The following is a 20,607-nucleotide window of genomic DNA, read 5'->3' as shown; positions in this document are numbered from 1 at the left end:
ATCGCTCAGCTCAGGAACCAGACGACGAAGCCGACGGCCACGGCAGCGGCTGCGATCACTCCGTAATAGGCGGGCATGACCCACCGGTTGGCGCCATGTCCCGTCTGCATCCTGGCGGCCCTCCGGCGACGCGGTCGGGTTTCTTCCTCTCGCGCCAGAGCAACGCGGGATGCGTCCGAGGGCATGCCGGCCGCTTCATCATCGGTGCCAAGCGGCGACAGGCCGGGATCGTGAGCGGGGATCTTGTCGCCAGTCCGGCCGGCATCGATCTCGGCCTTCAACTGGGCAGTCGTCGGCTGCCCCGAAGCGGGCGGTGCCTCCGGCACACGATCAGCAGGCGGGGGCGGTGTCTCGGAACGGAGTGCCATCGATCAACCGTCTCGCTTGCTTTCGACTTCGCAGCCCGCGCCGTCCGTTACGACAATGTGCGCGTTCGTGACCTCATTGAGCGCCGGCGCCGCCGCTTCCCCCGCCGCCGCTGCCCTGCGGAACCGCGCGTTCGGGTTGGTTCGCGTTGCCGCCGGCCGCGGAGTTTCGGTTGATGCTGCTGGCCCCGGTCGCTCCACGGGAGATCGTTTGGCCGCGGCTGCGTCCGCCGGTCACGCTGCCGTCGTTCGTGACGAGGCTGCGGCTCTTGTGACGCGAGCGGGCATCGGCGGGACCGGCGGTGAGGGGCACGAGGCACGCGGCGGCGAATCCGGCAGCGCTTGCAAAGGTCAGAAGGGATTTCATGGGGCACCCCAAGGGTTGATCCAAAGGGGAACCCGGTGCCGCGCCTTTGTATCCAATCGTCGGCCCGGCATGCTCAATGTTACCGTAGATGCGTATCGACCGGAGGAAACGGCTGTCCCGTTGCCGGATTTACGCTCCGGCGTCGTCCGAGATCGCGGTGGGCGCCGCGTCGATCGATCGCCCCAGCCCCGAACACGGCCGCGCAATGACCGAGAACCGCCTGACGCCTGATCGCCTTCGGCAATTGCCGCTTCCGGTGCCGGAGGAGGGCAGCAAGGAGCAGCGCGGCACCGTCCTTGTCGTCGGTGGGTCCGTCGAGGTCCCGGGCGCCGTTCTCCTGGCCGGCGTCGCCGCGCTTCGGGCCGGAGCCGGACGCCTCCGGATCGCGACGGTCGAGAGCAGCGCAGCAATCATGGGCGTCGCGGTGCCCGAGGCACGGGTCATCGGACTGGCGGAGACGGAGGAGGGCGCCATCGATCCGGCGGGGGCGCAATCCCGACTGCCGGCCATGGCCGAACGCTGCCAGTCGGTGCTGGTCGGGCCGGGCCTGAGCGCCGGCGAGACCGCGGAGGCTCTCTCTCGTGCCGTTCTGGCCGCCGAGGCGAAGGCGGCGCTCGTGCTCGATGCTGGCGTGATCGCCGATCTCGGCCGGCAGTCCGAAGCGGTTCGATCCTGCCGCGGTTGCGCGGTGATCACCCCGCATGCCGGCGAGATGGCCCGGCTTCTCGAGATCGAGCGCGGCGTCGTCGAAGCGGCCCCTCTGGCAGCGGCTCGCCGCGCCGCCGACCTTCTCGGATGCGTCGTGATCATGAAGGGCGCAAAGAGCTGGATCGTCGATCCCAGCGGAGCGGCGTGGCTCTATGACGGCGGCGGCGTGGGGCTCGCCACCTCCGGCTCGGGCGATGTTCTGTCCGGCATCATCGCGGGCCTTCTCGCGCGGGGCGCCGAGACCATGAAAGCGGCCCTCTGGGGCGTTTACTTGCATGGGCAGGCGGGACGGCGGCTCGCCGAGCGGGTGGGGCCGGTCGGGTTTCTGGCGCGGGAGATCGCCGACGAGGTTCCTTCGATCCTGCGCGAGGTTTGAGGCAACGCACTCCCCTCCGAGCTTCGAGGCCGGGAACAGAGCCGTGAGCGCCAGGGTTCTGCCCTACCTCAGATGCGGGAGGGCGATCATGACGCAGGCGGAGCCAACGAAACCCGGCGACGATGCGCCGCCCGGCACGCCCGGCACAGGCGAGAACCTGTGCCCCCGCTGCGGGGGCAGCGGTCGCCTCGAATCCGAGAGCTGCCCGGACTGCAAGGGCACCGGCAAAGTTGTCTCCGGAATCGGTGGCGGCTGACGACCTGCTGCCGAGGCCGGCGGACCCATGATCGAGTCTGGTAACGCCGCTCTGCGGAAGGCCAACCATCGCGGTCGAGGAAGGCGCGCCTCGAACCGCGTCGCGGTGCCGCCTCCGCCCCTCATCAACGCAGCCGAAAGAGCCCGGACGCACCTCGCATCAGCGGTCGCCGCGCCGAAGCGCTGCGGCACGCTTTTCGTCGAATCGTCGCTGCGAAATAGGCTCACTCCCCGCCTCGTTCTATGATAGAACGAAAATAGAACGCGCAGGCAGCCGTTCTCCGGCGAGCACGAGCGTGACCACGGCGCTCCATCCGAGCACCCGTCGCGAGCGTGGATGACGGCCGACTCGGCCTTGGTGAGGGAGAACGCGGGTGACGATGCGAACGACCTATCTCGTGCAAACCTTCGTGCTGAAGCGCAAACGGCTGTGTCCGGGCGATCAGCAGATGTCGCCGACGGTGAGCGGCGCGCTGAAGCGGGCCGAGGCGATGGCGGCACGGCTGCCGGGCACGGCCGCCATCCAGATCGTCGCCGACGACGAGACGGGCGAACTGGAAAGTGCGACGATTCTCGGCCGGTTCGGCGACGTGCCCGATGATTTTGCCGAGACGCTCCAGGCCGCCTGACGAGAGGATTATCGAGGCGAGAGGATTATCGAGGAAAGAGGATCATATGGCCTTCAAGCCGAAATCGGCCGCGGAGACGAAAGCCCGCGATCTGGGTTTGGCGCTGGCGCGCATCGCCGAGAGCGACGGCATGCCGGCTCATGTCGGTGTGGACGCTCTGCGCCGAGCCAGTCCGCGCCTGACGCCGCTGGCCATCGGACAGATGGTACGAAAGCACCGCGACATCATCGAAGAGACGCTGACCGAGCGCGGGCTGACTCTGATCGACTATGCCGATCAGGGGCCGGGACGCGGAATGGAATTCACGGTCGCCGACGCCTGAGCGCGCGGCAGCCTGGAGAATCCCATCATGGAAGCCGTGCGCCGCGTCGGCGCCTATCTACAGGTCCAGGACGGTGACGGCTGCCGCCATCTGCTGCGCGTCTCCAGCGTGCAGGCAGTCAGCGACACCGATCTGATGCGGAACGAGACCTTCATCACCGCAGCCGGCCGCACGATCCGCGTGCCGCAGCCGCTCGACGAGATCGTGCCGCTGATCTCACCGGGTGAACGGCTGCCGGCCGAGGCGGACGCGGAGCCCTGGCCGTTCTGAACTCATCCGCGGCCTCGAACCTCGGCCATGACATGCGGCCCGCCCCCTTTCGCCCGGCTGGGGTTTGTTGCCGCAAAGGCGACGGCCGTCTCAGGAACGATCACCGCATGCGAGTCTTGTCTCGGCACGTCGAGAGCCTGAGGAGAGCCGCGTGGACGATGATCGTGTCTGGTCGTTCGAAAAAAGCCTCTGGACCGGAGGGTCTGACCATTATCGGGAATTGGTCGATGACGAGTGCCTGATGGCACTGCCGCAGCCGCCCTACGTTTTCAGCGGCTCGCAAGCGATCGAAGCGGTCTCGGACACACCGCGCTGGTCGGAGGTCGAGATCGATGACGGTCGGATCGCACGTCCTCAGGAGGGCCTCATCGTCATCGCCTACACGGTGAAGGCCAAACGCGGCGAGGAAACCTACGAGGCGCACTGCACCTCGACCTATCGCCGACTCTCTCATGAGGAGTGGCGGGTGGTGCAACATCAGCAGACCCCGCGCATCCTCGCTCCCGTGGTCGATGAGGCGCACTGACGGGCCTGCCGCGTGTGACACGGCAACCATCGACGGCGACCGGCATCCTCTCGGACGCCGGTCCGCCTCCCATCAGACAGCCGGCAACGCCAACAGCACCGAAGGGATGGATTTCATGGAGAGAACCGAGCGACGCCCGACCGCGAGAGCGATTGGCTGAACGTCAGACGAGGCGCGAAGATCGCTGCCATCTCAACGGTTTAGGAAATTTGGCTCCCCGAGCAGGACTCGAACCTGCGACAAAGCGATTAACAGTCGCTTGCTCTACCAACTGAGCTATCGGGGATCACCGGGCCGCCTCGGCGGCGCTGGCGGGTCATTAGCCTTGGTCGGAGGCGGGCGCAAGGGTCCATTGGGCGCTTTTTGCGTCTTGTGAGCCGGCGAGGCGTTTTTTCCACCGTGACGCGGTCGAAAGGCGGCCATTCGATTGATCGTGCGATAAGACCGTTGCCGAGCGGGTCGAGCCTCTGCTAGAGACGCCTCGCTCCGGAGCGGCCGCTCGGCCCGGGGTGTCGCGCATCGACGCGGCGAGGCCTCGTGGCGGAGTGGTTACGCAGAGGACTGCAAATCCTTGCACCCCGGTTCGATTCCGGGCGAGGCCTCCAAAAATTCTCAGTCGCCAAAAATTCTCGATCGTTCCGACAATCGGCTCGTGCCCCGCGGTGCAGAGCGCCCGCGCAAGCCTTGCAATTCCAGGAACGATCCACGACAACCCGACCCGCTCGAACCGGCGCCGCTCGACGGGCGAGCAGGCGAAGCGTCCGACGCAGCGGCAGGGAATGGACGGCTCATGCTCGATTATGCCCAGGCGCGGCGCCTCATGGTCGATTGTCAGCTCCGGACCTTCGACGTGAACGACGTCGCGGTGCTCGACGCCTTCGACTCCGTGCCCCGTGAGCGCTTCGTCCCGCCGGGCCGCGAAGATTTCGCCTATATCGACCAGACCCTCACCTTCGATGCGGGCGAGGACGGAGTTCGCAGCATGCCGGCCCCGATGGTTCTGGCCCGCATGATCCAGGCTCTCAAGATTCGCCCCAGCGCCCGCGCCCTCGATGTCGGCACCGGCTACGGCTACGGTGCGGCGATTCTCGGCCGCCTCGGCGCCGAAGTCGTCGCCCTCGAATCCGCCGCCGATCTCGCTGGCGCCGCCCGCGAGCGCCTCGGCGACAGCGCCGAACTGGTCCAGGGCGCCCTGACCGCCCCGGTCGAGGGCGGCCCCTTCGATGCCATCCTGGTCGAGGGCCGCGTCGAGGTCCGGCCGCAGGCCCTGCTCGACCAACTGGCCGATGACGGCCGCTTGGTCTGCGTGCTCGGTCCTCACCGGAACGCCAAGGCGACCCTGTTCGTGCGGGCGGGTGACGCCTTCGGATCGCGCGCGCTGTTCGACGCGTCGCTGCCCGCCCTGAAGAGCTTCGCGGCCGAACCCGGCTTCGCATTCTGAGCCGGGCGCGTCTCCCGTCTGCCGCGCTGCGGACGCGGGCGATTCGCATCCGATCCGCCTCGTACTAACGTCATCGCGAACCGCCCGGCCACGCGCCACGGCGGAGACCGGCTTGCGCTCCTGCACGTCTTTGCTGGCGATGAGGGATTAAGCCTGCGGAGGTGTCGCTTTTTTGAGGCACCCGAAGCCAATCCGACGCCGCGCTGCGGGAACCTCTGTCGCTGACCGCTCAAGCTCGGCTACTCTGTCGCACGAGGCGGGCTGACCCTTCCAACGCACGGGCGTGCATGCGGCACCCCGGTCGCGACCCTCACGGAAAGGGCCGCCCCGCAGATGTCCCGAGGGGCAGATGCGGGGGCGGCGGACCGGGCGGGCACGGCGGTGCGACGGAACGGTAAATCGAGAAACCGCAAGGGCTGATCGACGTGAAAGAACGCAACCCTGCGGCGCGGTCCGCGCTCCGGCTGGCTGGTGCCGTCGCATCGGTGCTGGTCGTGGCTTGTCCGGCCGCCGCTGAGACTCTCGAGAGCGCGCTGTCGCGCGCCTATCAGGCGAACCCGGCGCTGAACGCGGCGCGGGCAAACCTGCGGGCGACCGATGAGGATGTGAACCGGTTCCAGGCCGGCTACCGGCCGAACGCGGCGATCTCCGCCGATATCGGCGTCCAGCAGTTCCAGGGTTCGGTCTCCGGCGTGCAGATCAACGGCCGCCGCGGGCTGACCGTGCCCGGCGGCGCCGGTCTTACGGTGAACCAGAACCTGTTCGACGGCTTTCAGACGGACAATCGGGTCCGGGCGGCCGAATCGACCGTGCTTGGGACGCGCGAAGGCCTGCGCCAGACCGAGATGAACACGCTGTTCAACGCGGCCCAGGCCTACATGAACGTTCTGAGCGATACGGCGACGCTCGAACTGCAGCGCAACAACGTCGAGGTGCTCGAGGAGCAGCTCCGCCAGACGCGCGACCGCTTCAACGTCGGCGAGGTGACCCGCACCGACGTCGCCCAGGCCGAAGCGCGCCTCGCCGGCGCCCGCTCGCAGGTCAGCGCGGCGGAGGCGGCGCTCCGCGCCTCGATCGGCATCTTCCGGCAGATCATCGGCGTCGAGCCGCGCCAGCTCGCGCCCGGCCGGCCACTCGACCGCTACGTGCCCGCCTCGCTCGATCAGGCGATCCTGATCGGCCTGAAGGAGCATCCGCAGATCCTCTCCTCCCTCCACGCCGTGGATGTGGCGGAGTTGCAGGTGAAGGTGGCCGAAGGCGCGCTCTACCCGCAGGCGCAGGTCACCGGCGCGGTGCAGCAGCGTTACGACCAGCAATTCCCCGGCGACAACGGCGTCACCGCCTCGATCGTCGGCCGGGTGAACATCCCGCTCTACCAGGGCGGCGGCGAGTACGCGGCGATCCGGCAGGCCAAGGAAAATGTCGGGCGCGCCCGACTCATCGCCGATCAGGATCGCGATACCATCCGCGCCTCGATCGTGCGGACCTGGGGCAACCTCGAAGCCTCGAAGGCGCAGGTGATCGCCTCGCAGGCCCAGGTCCAGGCCAACGAGGTGGCGCTGAACGGCGTGCGCGAGGAGGCTCGCGTCGGCCAGCGCACCACCCTCGACGTGCTCAACGCGCAGCAGGAACTGCTCTCGGCCCGCGTCGCCCTGATCCGCGCGCAGCGCGATCGCGTGGTCAACTCCTACGACGTGGTCCAGGCGGTAGGCCGTCTCACCGTGCGCTTCACCAGCCTTCCGGTCACCCCCTACAGCGCCCGCGAGCACCTCGATCAGGTTCGGGATCTCTGGTTCGGCCTGCGCACGCCCGACGGGCGCTGACGGACGCGTCCGGGCGGCGTTTTCCTGTTGGCCGGCGGCGGACCAAGGTTGATGCCGGGTGAGGCGATGAAATAGTTCGTTAACCTCATCGTCGTCTTGTCAATCGTCACCGAGTATCGTCCCGATGAGCGCAGCGAGCCCTAAGGTTCAGGACAAGACGCAGGAACCCTCCATGGAGGAGATCCTGGCTTCGATCCGCCGCATCATCGCCGACGATCAGGCCCCGAAGCCCGCCGAAGCCGAGGCGCCGCCGCCCCCGCCGGCTCCGCCCCCGCTGCCGGAAGACGACGACGACGTCCTCGACCTTGCCGAGGTCGCCGAACCGGTGCGCAAGCCCGAGCCCAAAACCGAGCCCAAGCCCGATCCCATGGGCTTCGATATCCCCGAGATCGACTTCCGGATGCCGGACTTCGACCCGGAACCCGAACCGTTTTTCGAGGCCTCCAAGCCGGATCCCTTTGACTTCGAGCCCGAGCCCGCCCCCGCCCCGAAAGTGAGCGAGCGGATCCGCGCGGCGGTAGAGGAGGAAGCGACGGAGCGGCTGGTCTCGTCGCGCACGGTCGAGAGCGTCGGACAGAACTTCCAGCTCTTGGCCCAGACGGTACTGTCGCAGAACGCCCGCACGCTGGAGGATCTCGTGCAGGAGATGCTACGGCCGATGCTGAAGAGCTGGCTTGACGACAATCTTCCGCTCATGGTCGAGCGGCTGGTGCGTGTCGAGATCGAGCGGGTCGCCCGCGGACGCTGATCCCTCCACGATCGCTGGCGGAGCGGACGAACCCCGGCCGGAACGGGCCGACGGTTGACGGCGGCACCGTGGCAGGCCGATAGCGACGGCGACATTGTTTCCAGAACGCCGTCTCGAAAAGCCCGCCCGCCCATGATGGACAAGACCTTCGACCCCGCCGCCGTCGAGGCGCGCGTCTCCGCGGCCTGGGAAGAGGGCCAGGCCTTCCGCGCCGGCCGTCCCGAGCGGGCCGGCGCCGAGCCCTTCAGCATCGTGATCCCGCCGCCGAACGTGACGGGCTCGCTGCATATGGGCCACGCCCTCAACAACACGATCCAGGACATCGTCGTCCGTTTCGAGCGGATGCGGGGGAAGGACGTGCTGTGGCAGCCGGGCACGGATCACGCCGGCATCGCCACGCAGATGGTGGTGGAGCGGCGACTGGCGGAGACGCAGCAGCCCGGCCGGCGCGAGCTCGGCCGCGAGGAGTTCCTGCGCCGGGTCTGGGCCTGGAAGGAGGAGTCGGGCGGGACGATCATCGGCCAGCTCAAGCGGCTCGGCGCCTCCTGCGACTGGTCGCGGGAGCGCTTCACCATGGATGAGGGATTGAGCCGGGCGGTGCTCAAGACCTTCGTCGACCTGCACGCGCAGGGGCTGATCTACCGCGACAAGCGCCTCGTGAACTGGGACCCGAAGTTCCAGACCGCGATCTCGGACCTCGAGGTCCAGCAGATTGAGGTGAAGGGCCATCTCTGGCACTTCGACTATCCCGTCGTGGACGAGGCCGGCGCCGAAACGGGCGCAGTCATCACGGTGGCCACCACCCGGCCGGAGACGATGCTCGGCGACACGGCGGTGGCGGTCCATCCGGACGACGAGCGCTATCGCGCCCTCGTGGGGAAACGCGTTCGCCTGCCGCTGGTCAACCGGCTGATCCCGATCGTCGCCGACGCCTATTCCGATCCGGAAAAGGGCACCGGCGCGGTCAAGATCACCCCGGCCCACGATTTCAACGACTTCGAGGTCGGGCGCCGCGCCGGGTGCCGGCCGATCAACGTGCTCGATGCCGAGGCGCGGATCCAGATCGCCGGCAATACCGACTTCCTGGACGGCGCCGCCCCGGAGGCCGCCGCGCTGGCACTCGACGGCCTCGACCGGTTCGAAGCCCGCAAAGCGGTCGTCGCCTTGATGGAGGAGCGTGGCCTGCTGCGCGCGGTCGAGCCGAACACCCACGCGGTGCCGCACGGCGACCGCTCGGGCGTGGTGATCGAGCCCTACCTGACCGACCAATGGTACGTGAACGTCAAGCCGCTGGCCGAGCGCGCGCTCCAGGCGGTGCGCGACGGCAAGACCCGCTTCGTCCCCGACAACTACGAAAAGATCTTCTTCCAGTGGCTGGAGAACATCGAGCCGTGGTGCGTCTCGCGCCAGCTCTGGTGGGGCCATCAGATCCCGGTCTGGTATGACGGGGAGGGGGGCATCTTCGTTGCCGAGAGCGAGGGGGAGGCGCTCGCGCAGGCCAAGGCCAAGCACGGCCGTGAGGTCGCGCTGACTCGCGACCCCGACGTGCTCGACACGTGGTTCTCCTCCGCACTCTGGCCGTTCTCGACGCTCGGCTGGCCCGACAAGACGCCGGATCTGGCCCGCTTTTACCCCACCAACACCCTGGTGACGGGCAAGGACATCATCTTCTTCTGGGTCGCCCGGATGATGATGATGGGCCTGCACCTCACCGATCAGGCGCCGTTCGAGACCGTCTACCTGCACACCCTCGTCCGCGACGAGAAGGGTGCGAAGATGTCGAAGTCGAAGGGCAACGTGGTCGATCCGGTCGATCTGATCGACCGTTTCGGCGCGGATGCCCTGCGCTTCACGCTCGCCGCGCTCGCCGCCCCCGGCCGCGACATCAAGCTCGGGCCCCAGCGGGTCGAGGGCTACCGCAACTTCGCGACCAAGCTCTGGAACGCGGCGCGCTTTGCCGAGATGAACGGCTGCGCGCTCAAGGCCGATTTCCGGCCCGAAACGGTCAAGGAGACGCTCAACGCCTGGGCACTCACCGAGGCCGCCAAGGCCGTGGCCGAGGTGGCGCAGGGCATCACGGTCTACCGCTTCAACGATGCGGCGGCGGCGGCCTACCGCTTCGTCTGGAACGTGTTCTGTGACTGGTATCTCGAACTCGCCAAGCCCGTGCTCCAGGGCGAGGGCGTCGATCCGGCGGCACGCGCCGAGACGCAAGCCACAGTCGCGTTCCTGATCGATCAGATCGCCAAGCTGCTGCACCCGTTCATGCCCTTCCTCACGGAGGAGCTGTGGGCGATCAAGGGCGAGGCGCTGCCGACCCAGCGCGGCCTGCTCGCGCTCGAATCCTGGCCGGAGCTGTCGGCCTATCAGAACGCAAAGGCCGAGGCCGAGATCGGCTGGCTCGTCGATCTGATCTCCGAGATCCGCTCGGCCCGTTCCGAGACCAACGTGCCCGCTGGCGCCCAGATTCCGCTGGTGCTGGTTGGTGCCGACGAGAGCGTCCGCGCCCGGGTCGAGCGCTGGAGCGAGACCCTGACCCGGCTTGCCCGGCTCTCCGAGATCGGCTTCGCCGAGACTGCGCCGAAGAACGCGGTCCAGCTCCTCGTGCGCGGCAGCGTGGCGGCTCTACCGCTGGAGGGCATCGTCGATCTCGCGGCCGAAGTCGCACGCCTGAAGAAGGAGGCGGGCAAGGCGCGCACCGAGATCGGCAAGATCGAGGGCAAGCTCGGCAACGCCGACTTCCTCGCCCGCGCCCCCGAGGAGGTGGTGGACGAGCAGCGCGAGCGCCGTGACGCGGAAGCCGCCCGGCTCGCCAAGATCGAGGAAGCCCTAGCGCGCCTCAGCGACGCATGAAGGGGCTGCGGCGGCTCGCTCTGGCGCTTGCCGGGCTGGCCGCCGCCCTTCTCGCGCTCATGCTCTGGACGGCGCGACCGGGCGATCCGAGCCTCTACCCGCCCTCAAGCCCAGATACGGAGACGGTCTTCCTCGTCAGCCACGGCTGGCATTCGGGCCTCGTCCTGCGCCGCGAGAGCCTGACGGAGGAGGGCGCGGGCGCGGCTCTGCGCAACATCGCCACCCGCTTTCGCGCCTACGAGACCGTTGAGTTCGGTTGGGGCGAGGCGCGCTTCTACCGGGCAACGCCGACGCTCGCCGCCTTCGACGCGCGGCTCGCCCTCTCGGCGCTGTTCACGCCCGGCGGGAGCGACGGGGTGATTCAAGTTGTCGGGCTCGCGAGGCCCGTTCGCGCGAGTTTTCCACAAGCTGACATCGTCCCGATCTCGCTGTCGCAACAAGGATTCGCCCGGCTCCTCGCCCGCCTCGACGCCGGCTTTCGCCTCGCCGACGGCCAGCCTGCCGATCTTGGACCGGGGCTCTACGGCCCGAGCCTGTTCTACGCGGGGGAGGGGCGCTTTTCGTACAGCAATGTCTGCAATCACTGGGTGGCCGGTCTCCTGAACGCCGCGGGGCTGCCGATCACCCCGGTGCTCGACACGCACCCGGCCGGCCTGCTCTCCGACCTGCGCTGGCGGGCCGGCTTGAAAATCATGGAGCGTGCTCCCGGCGAGCCGGACCTGTCCAAACCGTAATCTTCACGCCATCCGGCGGTCAGGCTGGCGTCTCTAGGACTCATCCCACGGATCGCTGCCCGATGCCTCGGCATCGAAGGGCAGACGACCCCAAGATTTGTCCGTCGGAGAACCTCATGACCATGACCGTCCGTCGTCGCGCCTTCGCCTCGGTTGCCGCAGCCGCCCTCGTCGCTGGCGGCGCCGCCGGGTTCGGCCTGACCGAATCCGCCATGCCGGCCTATGCCCAGGCCCTGCCCAAGACCCCGATCGAAGCCCCCGAGCACCCGCCGGGCTCCTTCGCCAACGTCGTCGACAAGGTGAAGCCCGGCGTCGTCGCCGTAAAGGTGAAGCTCGACAACAACCTCGACGATGACGACGATGGCCCCGGCGGCCCCAACCTGCAGCAGGTGCCGCCGCAGCTGCGCGAGTTCTTCAAGCGCTTCGGCCAAGGTGGACCGGGCGGGCGCGGCATGCCGCAGCGCGGCGGGGTCGGCTCCGGCTTCATCATCTCTGCGGACGGCTACGTGGTCACCAACAACCACGTCGTCGACAAGGCCAAGACCGTGCAGGTCACCCTCGACGACAGCCGCACTCTCGACGCCAAGGTGATCGGCAAGGATCCGAAAACCGACATCGCCCTCCTGAAGATCACCGAGAGCGGCAGCTACCCCTATGTCCAATTCGGCAAGGGGGCGCCGCGGGTGGGCGACTGGGTCGTGGCCATCGGCAATCCGTTCGGCCTTGGCGGCACGGTGACGGCGGGCATCGTCTCGGCCCGCGGCCGCGACATCGGCGCCGGCCCCTACGACGACTTCCTGCAGATCGACGCGCCGATCAACAAGGGCAATTCCGGTGGGCCCACCTTCAACGTCAACGGCGAGGTCGTGGGCGTGAACACGGCGATCGCCTCGCCGTCCGGCGGCTCCGTCGGTCTCGCCTTCGCGATCCCCGCCGAGACGGTGCAGACGGTGGTCGATCAGCTCCGGGCCGACGGCAAGGTGGTGCGCGGCTATCTCGGCGTGCAGGTCCAGCCGGTGACGAAGGAAATCGCCGAGGGGCTCGGCCTCGACAAGGCCAAGGGTGCGCTCGTCAATGACGCCGAGAGCGGTACGCCAGCGGCCAAGGCGGGTCTGAAGTCGGGCGACGTGATCGAGTCGGTCAACGGCGCACCGGTCAACGATGCCCGCGACCTGTCGCGGCGGATCGCCGGCCTCAAGCCCGGCACCGAGGTGAAGCTCGCCTACCTGCGCAACGGCAAGAGCGACACCGCGACGGTCGAACTCGGCACACTGCCGAGTGACGGCAAGGTGGCAAGCCGCGGCGACAGCTCCTCCGGCAGCCAGACCCGGCTCGGACTGAGCCTGGCGCCGGCCAGCGAGACCGGCCTCGGCGACGAGGGCGTGGCGGTGATGGATGTCGATCCAACCGGACCGGCCGCGGCGAAGGGCATCGCGCAGGGCGACGTGATCCTGGATGTCGCCGGGACCAGCGTCTCGAAGCCCTCCGACGTTCAGGCCCAGATCCGCGCCGCGGAGTCGAATGGCCGCAAGGCCGTGCTGATGCGCGTGAAGAGCGCCAAGGGCCAGACCCGCTTCGTCGCCGTCGCGCTCGGCAAGAAGGAGGGCTGATCCGTTCGTCTGTTCCGGCGGAACCGTTTCGGCTCCGCCGCCTTTCCTCTGTCGATCCCCTCAACTTCGCGCCCGCTCCTCGAGCGGGCGCTTTTTCGTTCGCCGCCTTGCGCCGCAGGCCTTGGGCTGCATCCGGTCAGGACGAACAAAACCGTGCCGACCGAGTCCGACTCCCCTCTGGAATCGACCTCGACCTGGGACCGCCTGCCGCTTCGATCGAGATCGAAGAAGGGCGTTGCGCCTTGCGGATGACAGCAAGGTTGCACGCGCATCCTCAAGTGGGATCAACACATTTTCGTGCGATTGCATCGTTTTCAACCGCCAATTATCGTATGTTAATCGCCCTGAAAGACCTCGACAGGACAATTCAGCCAATGATCTCTGAACGGCTGGATTGAAATGAAGACCGGTATTCGTACGCGTCTGTACGGTGGATTTTCTTTGCTTGTTACTTTGTCCTGCGGCATGGGCATCTTTGCCTACACACAGCTCAATAGTATCGACGAGATGTTCCAGACGAGAGCTCAGCTGGAATCGGCAGCCCGAAATCTCTATACCATCAACGGACTATCCGATCGCTTGGTGGGGCAAGCGGCACAATTCAGGCTCACCCAGGAGCCGGACACGACCAACGGCATGTTCACCTCGTTGGATGCGATCCGGACGAACGCGGAGAAGCTCATCGCGACCACGCCGAGTGCGGAGCGGCGCGCAGCCTACGAGCGACTTCGGGATCAATCGACCGAACTCGGCCAGATGCTGCCGAAACTGGTCGAACTCGGCACTCAGATCCGGGAGAACCGCACCGGTGTCTACGTCAACGGTGACGAGTTGACCAAGGTTTCGGGCATGCTCGTCGCCCAGTTGCGGGCCACCGGTCAGGATGCCTTGATCGCCCAGGCCGTGGAGGTCGAGCGCACGGTTCTACTCTTCCGCATCATGAATTGGCGCTTCCTCGCCACCAAGGACCCGAAGGGTCGTGCCCTTTCGGCCACCGCCTTCAACAACGCCGAGGCGGCCCTGACGAAGCTGAATGGGCTCAGCCTCACCGCTGCCGACGGGAAGACGGCCAAACTCGTGGGCGAGGCCCTGAACCGTCTCAACACGAGCATCGTCGCCGCCTCCCGCGCCATCGTGGAGAGTGAAGTCTTCTTCGAGGAAACGCTGAAGCCGCGGGTGGATGGCATCAACACCATCGGGCGCGACGTGCGCGGCAAACTCCAGACGGCGCTGGAGGAGGGGGTCGAACAAAGCAACGCCCTCATGACGCGGGCCAAGACCGTGCAGATCGCCCTGCTCGGCCTCATCCTGGCTCTGGGCGCCGCCCTGGCCTTCCTGATCGCCCGCAGCCTGATCCGCCCGATCTCGGGAATGACCACCGCCATGAGCCGTCTTGCCGCGGGCGAGACCGCCGTCCTCGTGCCGTCCCAGGATGCAACGGACGAGATGGGCCGGATGGCTCAGGCCGTGGAGGTGTTCCGCCAGAACGCCGTGGCCCGCATCGAACTCGAAGCGGAGCAGGCCTCTCAAGCCTCCGCCCGCCAGCTCCGGGCGGACCGCGTCGATGCGCTCGTGCGCGGTTTCGAGGAGAAAATCGCCGCTTCCATCGCCATCGTGACCTCCGCCGCGTCCGAAATGGACACCACTGCGCGCTCGATGACGCAGGTTGCCGAGAACACCAATGGGCAGGCGGTCTCCTCCAGCACCGCCGCCGAGGAGGCGACGATGAACGTGCAGACGGTCGCCGCGGCGGCCGAGGAGATGGTCGCCTCGCTGGGCGAGATCGAGCGGCGGGTCCAGCAATCCAACGACGTGGCCACGCATGCCAGCGAGGAAGCGAGGGCGACCACCGCCTCGATGACCGATCTCAGCCGCGCCGCCGAGAAGATTGGCGAGGCGGTGACGATGATCTCGGGCCTTGCCAGCCAGACCAACCTGCTCGCCCTCAACGCCACCATCGAAGCGGCGCGGGCCGGCGAGGCGGGCCGCGGCTTCGCGGTCGTCGCCACCGAGGTCAAGGAACTGGCCGCGCAGACCGCTCGCACCACGGAGGCGATCTCCGATCAGGTCGCGGCAATCCAGTCGGCCTCCTCGCAGGCGCTCGGCGCGATCCACCAGATCGGCCGGACCATCGTTTCGGTCAACGACATCACCGCCTCGATCGCGGCCACCGTCGTGCAGCAGACGGCGGCCACCAACGAGATTGCCCGCAACGCCTCCGAAGCGGCGCGCGGCACGCAAGACGTTTCGATGAGCGTGGCACAGGTGCAAGCGCTGTCGAGCGAGACCGGTTCGGCGGCCCAGCAGGTGATGATGGCCTCGTCTGAACTGTCGGTTCAGTCCGAGAACGTGCGGCGCGACGTCGAGGACTTCCTCGCCGCCATCCGCGCGGCCTGAGTGGCCGAGTTCGCGGCGGGGTCGGGACTGACCACCCCCTCCGCCGCGACGTCGTTGCGGCCCGCCCCGCTCACGACCTCCGGCGCGGAGGGAGCAGGATGTCGTCGCCGCCTTTCCGACGGACCCTGCGGCAACCTTTCGGGTTCTCCCGCAACGGGAGCACTCTGAAAGGAAGACAGGCATGGCGAGCGTCGAGGCATCCGGCACCTTCGCAATCGGTGGGGATCTCATCGTTCACCGTCTCGGCTTCGGCGCGATGCGCGTCACGGGGGCGGGCATCTGGGGCGATCCGCCGGATCGCGAGCGGGCGAAGGCGACCCTGCGGGCGGTACCCGGCCTCGGGATCGATCTCATCGACACGGCCGACAGCTACGGCCCCTTCGTCAGCGAAGACCTGATCCGCGAGACGCTTTACCCCTACGAGGGACTCGTCATCGCCACGAAAGGCGGCCTGACCCGGCACGGTCCCGATATCTGGCGCCCGGTCGGGAATCCCGACTACCTGCGCCAATGCGTCTTGATGAGCCTGCGACGCCTCGGGCTCGAGCGCATCGACCTGTGGCAGCTTCACCGGATCGGGCCGGACTGTCCCCGCGAAGTGCAGTTCGAGGCGATCGCCCGGATGCGGGAGGAGGGGCTGATCCGCCATGTCGGCCTCTCCGAGGTCTCGGTCGAGGACATCGAGGCGGCCCAAAAGTACTTTCCCGTCGCGACCGTGCAGAACCGCTATAATCTCGTCGACCGCACCAGCGAGGCGGTTCTGGTCCATTGCGAGAAGCACGGCATCGGCTTCATCCCGTGGGCGCCTCTCGACAAGGGGTCGCTGACCGGTCCGGGCTCCGCCCTGGAAGCGATTGCCGGGCGCCTCGGCGCCAGCGGCGGCGCGGTGGCGCTCGCCTGGCTCCTGAAGCGCTCACCGGTGATGCTGCCGATCCCCGGCACCGGCGATCCGGGCCACCTCGCGGAGAACGCGGCCGGGGCCGACCTGCGCCTCAGCGACGAGGATTTCGTCATCCTCGACCACGCCGGGCGCGAGGCGTGGCAGAGCACGAGCGTGGGATAGGGCCCGCGTGCTGCGGCACACCTGCCGGTCGGCGCGAAGGAACTTGGTCTGGCGCGATTCTTTCATCTCCGGCGTAGCGATTACCGCCCGAACGAGAGGATCGACATGCCGTCAGCCGGCCACTTTGCCCCTACCGGTTTGCTCGGCGGCCTCGCACTCCTCGCCGCGGCCGCCACTCCGGTCTTGGCACAGCCGCGTTGGGTCGCCGGCACCTACATCTACGCGGACCTCTGCACGATGCCGGAGGACGGCGCGCAAACCGGCCGGCGCATCACCCTCAAGCGCTGGCCCGGAAGCGACAACCTCGTCTACGAGGGCGCCGGCCTGCCCGCACCGATCGAGACGGCGGTGACGGTCGATGACGGCACCAAGGCGGTGGCCTTCGAGGTCGAGACGAGTGCCGGCCCGGTCAGCTTCCGCGGTACGGCCGGACCCGATGCGCTCGTCGGCACGCTGAACAGCGCCGACGGCGCGCAGCCGCTGCGCCTGAAGCGGGTTCTGCGCACCGGCGCTCGGCAAGCCTGCCCCGGCGAGACGACGGGCTCGATCAACTGATCCGTCGCCCGCCGATTGTCCCTTGCCGACCATCGCTTGCCATTGACGTCGCCGGCTCCCGGCGCGAGTGAGGCGCGGGGGCCGACACGAGGCAACGAGCATGGGCGGGACGAAGCGCAGCTACCGGATCGCGGTGATTCCCGGCGACGGCATCGGCAAGGAAGTGGTGCCGGAGGGCGTGCGGGTGCTGGAGCGGGCCGCTGCCCGCCACGGCTTCGAGATCGTGCAGGACTGGTTCGATTTCGCGAGCTGCGACTACTACGAGGCGCACGGGCGGATGATGCCCGAGGACTGGAAGGCGCAGATCGGTTCCCACGACGCGATCTTCTTCGGCGCTGTCGGCATGCCCGAGCGCGTTCCGGATCACATCTCGCTGTGGGGATCGCTGATCCAGTTTCGGCGCGAGTTCGACCAGTACGTCAACCTGCGGCCGGTGCGGCTGATGCCGGGCGTCGCCAGTCCGCTCGCCGGCCGCAAGCCCGGCGATATCGACTTCTGGGTGGTCCGCGAGAACACCGAGGGCGAGTATTCGAACGCGGGCGGACGGATGTTTCCTGGCACCGAGCGCGAGTTCGCGGTGCAGGAATCGATCTTCACCCGCCACGGCGTCGATCGCGTGCTGAAATTCGCCTTCGCTCTGGCGCAGAGCCGGCCGAAGAAGCATTTGACCTCGGCCACCAAGTCGAACGGCATCTCGATCACCATGCCGTACTGGGACGAGCGGGTGCGGGCCGTTTCGGAAAGCTACCTCGACGTCCGATGGGACCAGTACCACATCGACATCCTGACCGCGCATTTCGTGCTGAACCCCGACCGGTTCGACGTGGTGGTGGCCTCGAACCTCTTCGGCGACATCCTCTCCGACCTCGGGCCGGCCTGTACCGGCACCATCGGCATCGCTCCGTCGGGCAACATCAATCCAGACCGGCTCTTCCCCTCGGTGTTCGAGCCGGTGCACGGCTCGGCGCCGGACATTGCCGGGCAGGGGATCGCCAATCCGATCGGCCAGATCTGGTCGGGGGCGATGATGCTGGAGCATCTCGGCGAGCGCGAGGCCGCGGCCGAAATCGTCGCCGGCATCGAGCGGGTGCTCTCGGAGCAGACTCTGCGCACGCGCGACCTCGGCGGAAACGCCGACACGCAGGCCTGCGGCCGCGCGGTCGAACAGGCGCTGGGCTGACGGGACGGACCCGATGAGACCCGTCGTCGTCACCGTGGCGATCACCGGCTCGGTCGCGCGCAAGGCCGACAACCCGACCGTGCCGATCACCCCCGCCGAGCAGATCGAATCCACCCACGCCGCCTACGAAGCGGGTGCGGCGCTGGCGCACATCCATGTGCGCGGGGACGACGAGAGCCCGTCGCTCGACCCCGAGCGCTTCCAAGCCGTGCAGGCCGGCATCCGGCGGCACTGTCCGAACATGATCGTGCAGTTCTCAACGAGCGGGGCAGGCCCCGACCCTCTGGAGCGGGGCGCCTGCCTGATCCACCGGCCGGACATGGCCTCGCTCACCACGGGCTCGGTCAATTTCGGCGACGGGGTCTACGAGAACCCGGCCGCCTCGTTCACCGCGCTCGGGCAACGAATGCGGGCGGAGGGGGTCTCCCCGGAGATCGAGGTGTTCGACCTCACCCACATTCACAACGCCCGCCGCCTCGTGGACGAGGGTGTGATCGGCCCCGAGCCCCATGTGCAATTCGTGATGGGCATCCGCAACGCCCTGCCGCCCGATCCGCACCTGCTCGACATCCTGCTGGCGGAGACCCGGCGCCTGCTGCCGGGCGCGACCTGGGGCGCCTTCGGCATCGGCCGTTTCCAGAGCCCAGTCATGGGCTGGGCGCTGGCGCGGGGCGCTCAGGGTGTTCGCACCGGTCTGGAGGACAACGTTCGCCGCTCGAAGGAGCGGCTCGCCGACGGCAATGCCGATCTCGTCCGTCTGGCCGCGGAGATCTGCGCCGAGCACGGCGCCCGTCCGGCGACGCCGGCCGAGGCGCGGGCGATGCTGCGCCTCGGCTGAGCGACTTCCTTCAGGCCAGAGCGGGGTGCGCCTTGCGCCCCAGAGCCTCCTCGACGGTGCCGTCGCCGTCGAGATAGCCGTGGCGCTTGGGGTTCGGCATCAGCAGCGAGGCAACGAACGCGACCGCCAGCATCACGGCGACGTACCAGAAGAAGCTGCTCTCCGCGCCCGCCCGCTTGAGCCAGAGCGCGACCGCCTCCGCGGTGCCGCCGAACACCGAGTTGGCAACCGCGTAGGACAGGCCGACGCCGAGCGCGCGCACCTGCGTCGGGAAAAGCTCCGCTTTCACGATGCCGCTGATGCCGGTGTAGAAGCTGATGACGACAAGCCCGATCATGATCAGGCCGAAGGACAGGACCGGGTCGGTCGTGGCGCCGATCGCCAGCATCAGCGGCACGATCATCACCATGCCGAGTCCGCTGAACAGGATCATGCTCGTCTTCCGGCCGATCCGATCCGAGAGCCAGCCGAAGAGAGGCTGGATCACCATGTAGACGAACAGCGCCGCCGTGGTGACCTGCGAGGCGACCACTTTGTCCATGTGGGCGGTGTTGACGATGTATTTCTGCATGTAGGTCGTCAGCGTGTAGAACGCGAGCGACCCGCCGGCCGTGTAGGCGAACACCACGGCGAAGGCGCGCCAGTGTTTCAGCAGCCCGGCGAGGGTGCCCGATTCCTTCGAATCCTTGTTCTCGTCGCTCATCGTCTCGGTGAGCGAGCGGCGCAGGAACAGAGCGACCACCGCGGCCAGCGCACCGATGACGAAGGGGATACGCCAGCCCCAGGCGGTGAGCTGCTCCGCCGTGAGCAGACCCTGCAGAACGACGAGCACCAGCGAGGCGAGAAGCTGGCCGCCGATCAGCGTGACGTACTGGAACGAGGCGTAGAAACCGCGCTGCCCCTTGGCGGCGACCTCGCTCATATAGGTCGCGCTAGTGCCGTACTCGCCGCCGACGGAGAGCCCCTGCACCATGCGGGCGAGGACGAGCAGCACCGGCGCGAGCGTGCCGACGGTGGCGTAGGTCGGAAGCACGGCGATGGCGAGCGAGCCGCTGCACATCATCAGCACCGAGATCATCAGCGAGGTCTTGCGCCCGAGCCGGTCGGCGATGCGTCCGAACAGCCAGCCGCCGATGGGGCGCATGAAGAAGCCCACCGCGAACACCGCCGCCGTATTGAGCAATTGGCTGGTGCTGTCGCCCTCGGGAAAGAAGACCGGGGCGAAATAGAGAGCGAAGAAGGCGTAGCAGTAGAAGTCGTACCACTCGACGAGATTGCCCGACGAGGAACCGACGATCGCCATGATGCGCCGGCGGCGGTCCGCGGCATCGTCCCCTTTCGCCGCCGTCGCGGTGATGTCCGGCATGCGTTTCCCCTGTCGCTTCAGCTCTCGGACGGCGATGAGGCTCGTAAAGCTAAGCGTTGGATCGAAACCGACCAGCCACCAGTGCTGCACAGGTCTTCGCGGATGTCAGTCGGCGATGCGCCAGACTGTGCCGATGAAGCGGACGCGTCAGAGGAGGATGGCCGGGATGCCGCGCCCGTGG

At 67.9% G+C, this 20,607-nt stretch carries 19 protein-coding genes and 2 tRNA genes; 17 read left to right on the top strand and 4 right to left on the bottom strand.

Annotated features, from left to right (window positions below; translation table 11 throughout):
• Positions 1-5 precede the first annotated feature (5 nt).
• Together LPC10_RS23895 and LPC10_RS23890 are read right to left on the bottom strand one after the other, a co-directional pair.
• Complete coding sequence (locus tag LPC10_RS23895) at positions 6-368, bottom strand: hypothetical protein (RefSeq protein WP_231344727.1); 363 nt, start codon at positions 366-368, stop codon at positions 6-8.
• A gap of 73 nt (positions 369-441) precedes the next feature.
• Complete coding sequence (locus LPC10_RS23890; protein WP_231344726.1) at positions 442-732, bottom strand: hypothetical protein; 291 nt, start codon at positions 730-732, stop codon at positions 442-444.
• Between the two features lie 205 nt (positions 733-937).
• Between LPC10_RS23890 and LPC10_RS23885 the strand changes: the two genes are divergently transcribed.
• The 5 genes from LPC10_RS23885 (at position 938) to LPC10_RS23865 (ending at position 3,818) form a co-directional block, all read left to right on the top strand.
• The gene (locus LPC10_RS23885) at positions 938-1,816 is read left to right on the top strand and encodes an NAD(P)H-hydrate dehydratase (protein ID WP_231344725.1); all 879 of its coding nucleotides are present in this window, start codon (positions 938-940) and stop codon (positions 1,814-1,816) included.
• Between the two features lie 629 nt (positions 1,817-2,445).
• Positions 2,446-2,700: a hypothetical protein gene (locus LPC10_RS23880; protein ID WP_231344724.1), complete on the top strand. Its 255-nt coding sequence runs from the start codon at positions 2,446-2,448 to the stop codon at positions 2,698-2,700.
• Between the two features lie 46 nt (positions 2,701-2,746).
• Positions 2,747-3,022, top strand: coding sequence for an adenylosuccinate synthase (locus LPC10_RS23875; RefSeq protein WP_231344723.1), 276 nt, complete (start codon positions 2,747-2,749; stop codon positions 3,020-3,022).
• 27 nt (positions 3,023-3,049) lie between these two features.
• Positions 3,050-3,292, top strand: coding sequence for a hypothetical protein (locus LPC10_RS23870; RefSeq protein ID WP_231344722.1), 243 nt, complete (start codon positions 3,050-3,052; stop codon positions 3,290-3,292).
• Between the two features lie 151 nt (positions 3,293-3,443).
• On the top strand, positions 3,444-3,818 hold the full coding sequence (locus LPC10_RS23865) for a DUF4440 domain-containing protein (RefSeq protein ID WP_231344721.1): 375 nt from the start codon (positions 3,444-3,446) through the stop codon (positions 3,816-3,818).
• A gap of 210 nt (positions 3,819-4,028) precedes the next feature.
• Here the strand turns inward: LPC10_RS23865 and LPC10_RS23860 are convergent.
• A tRNA-Asn gene (locus LPC10_RS23860) sits at positions 4,029-4,104 on the bottom strand.
• Positions 4,105-4,349: 245 nt separating this feature from the next.
• On the opposite strand from LPC10_RS23860, the gene LPC10_RS23855 reads away from it, so the two are divergent.
• The 12 genes from LPC10_RS23855 to LPC10_RS23800 all read left to right on the top strand — a co-directional run bounded on the left by LPC10_RS23855 (position 4,350) and on the right by LPC10_RS23800 (position 19,060).
• Positions 4,350-4,423 (top strand) — tRNA-Cys (locus LPC10_RS23855).
• Positions 4,424-4,608: 185 nt separating this feature from the next.
• The gene (locus tag LPC10_RS23850) at positions 4,609-5,259 is read left to right on the top strand and encodes a protein-L-isoaspartate O-methyltransferase (protein ID WP_231344720.1); all 651 of its coding nucleotides are present in this window, start codon (positions 4,609-4,611) and stop codon (positions 5,257-5,259) included.
• Between the two features lie 425 nt (positions 5,260-5,684).
• Positions 5,685-7,082 (top strand): TolC family outer membrane protein, encoded by a 1,398-nt coding sequence (locus LPC10_RS23845; protein WP_231344719.1) that lies wholly within the window; start codon positions 5,685-5,687, stop codon positions 7,080-7,082.
• A 124-nt stretch (positions 7,083-7,206) separates the two neighbouring features.
• Complete coding sequence (locus LPC10_RS25600) at positions 7,207-7,830, top strand: DUF2497 domain-containing protein (RefSeq protein WP_305080617.1); 624 nt, start codon at positions 7,207-7,209, stop codon at positions 7,828-7,830.
• Between the two features lie 132 nt (positions 7,831-7,962).
• Positions 7,963-10,683: a valine--tRNA ligase gene (locus LPC10_RS23835; protein WP_231344718.1), complete on the top strand. Its 2,721-nt coding sequence runs from the start codon at positions 7,963-7,965 to the stop codon at positions 10,681-10,683.
• Positions 10,680-11,417 carry a DUF2459 domain-containing protein gene (locus LPC10_RS23830; protein ID WP_231344717.1) on the top strand — a complete coding sequence of 246 codons (738 nt, stop codon included), beginning with the start codon at positions 10,680-10,682 and terminating at the stop codon, positions 11,415-11,417. Before LPC10_RS23835 ends, LPC10_RS23830 begins: the two co-directional genes overlap by 4 nt.
• A 116-nt stretch (positions 11,418-11,533) precedes the next feature.
• Positions 11,534-13,027, top strand: a complete 1,494-nt coding sequence (locus tag LPC10_RS23825; protein ID WP_231344716.1) for a Do family serine endopeptidase — start codon at positions 11,534-11,536, stop codon at positions 13,025-13,027.
• 465 nt (positions 13,028-13,492) lie between these two features.
• Positions 13,493-15,424: a methyl-accepting chemotaxis protein gene (locus LPC10_RS23820; protein WP_231344715.1), complete on the top strand. Its 1,932-nt coding sequence runs from the start codon at positions 13,493-13,495 to the stop codon at positions 15,422-15,424.
• 181 nt (positions 15,425-15,605) lie between these two features.
• A complete protein-coding gene (locus LPC10_RS23815) occupies positions 15,606-16,487 on the top strand; it encodes an aldo/keto reductase (RefSeq protein ID WP_231344714.1) in 882 nt (293 codons plus the stop codon).
• A gap of 105 nt (positions 16,488-16,592) precedes the next feature.
• On the top strand, positions 16,593-17,042 hold the full coding sequence (locus LPC10_RS23810; RefSeq protein WP_231344713.1) for a hypothetical protein: 450 nt from the start codon (positions 16,593-16,595) through the stop codon (positions 17,040-17,042).
• A 100-nt stretch (positions 17,043-17,142) separates the two neighbouring features.
• On the top strand, positions 17,143-18,222 hold the full coding sequence (locus tag LPC10_RS23805; RefSeq protein ID WP_231344711.1) for a tartrate dehydrogenase: 1,080 nt from the start codon (positions 17,143-17,145) through the stop codon (positions 18,220-18,222).
• 13 nt (positions 18,223-18,235) lie between these two features.
• The gene (locus LPC10_RS23800; protein WP_231344710.1) at positions 18,236-19,060 is read left to right on the top strand and encodes a 3-keto-5-aminohexanoate cleavage protein; all 825 of its coding nucleotides are present in this window, start codon (positions 18,236-18,238) and stop codon (positions 19,058-19,060) included.
• Between the two features lie 10 nt (positions 19,061-19,070).
• Here the strand turns inward: LPC10_RS23800 and LPC10_RS23795 are convergent, their stop codons facing one another.
• The gene (locus tag LPC10_RS23795) at positions 19,071-20,426 is read right to left on the bottom strand and encodes an MFS family transporter (protein ID WP_231344709.1); all 1,356 of its coding nucleotides are present in this window, start codon (positions 20,424-20,426) and stop codon (positions 19,071-19,073) included.
• Positions 20,427-20,607 lie beyond the last annotated feature (181 nt).

It is taken from the genome of Methylorubrum sp. B1-46, assembly GCF_021117295.1.
In the GTDB taxonomy this organism is placed as follows: Bacteria; Pseudomonadota; Alphaproteobacteria; order Rhizobiales; family Beijerinckiaceae; genus Methylobacterium.
Note: the sequence above shows the minus strand (reverse complement) of the source record. Positions and strands in the feature narration are given on the sequence as shown.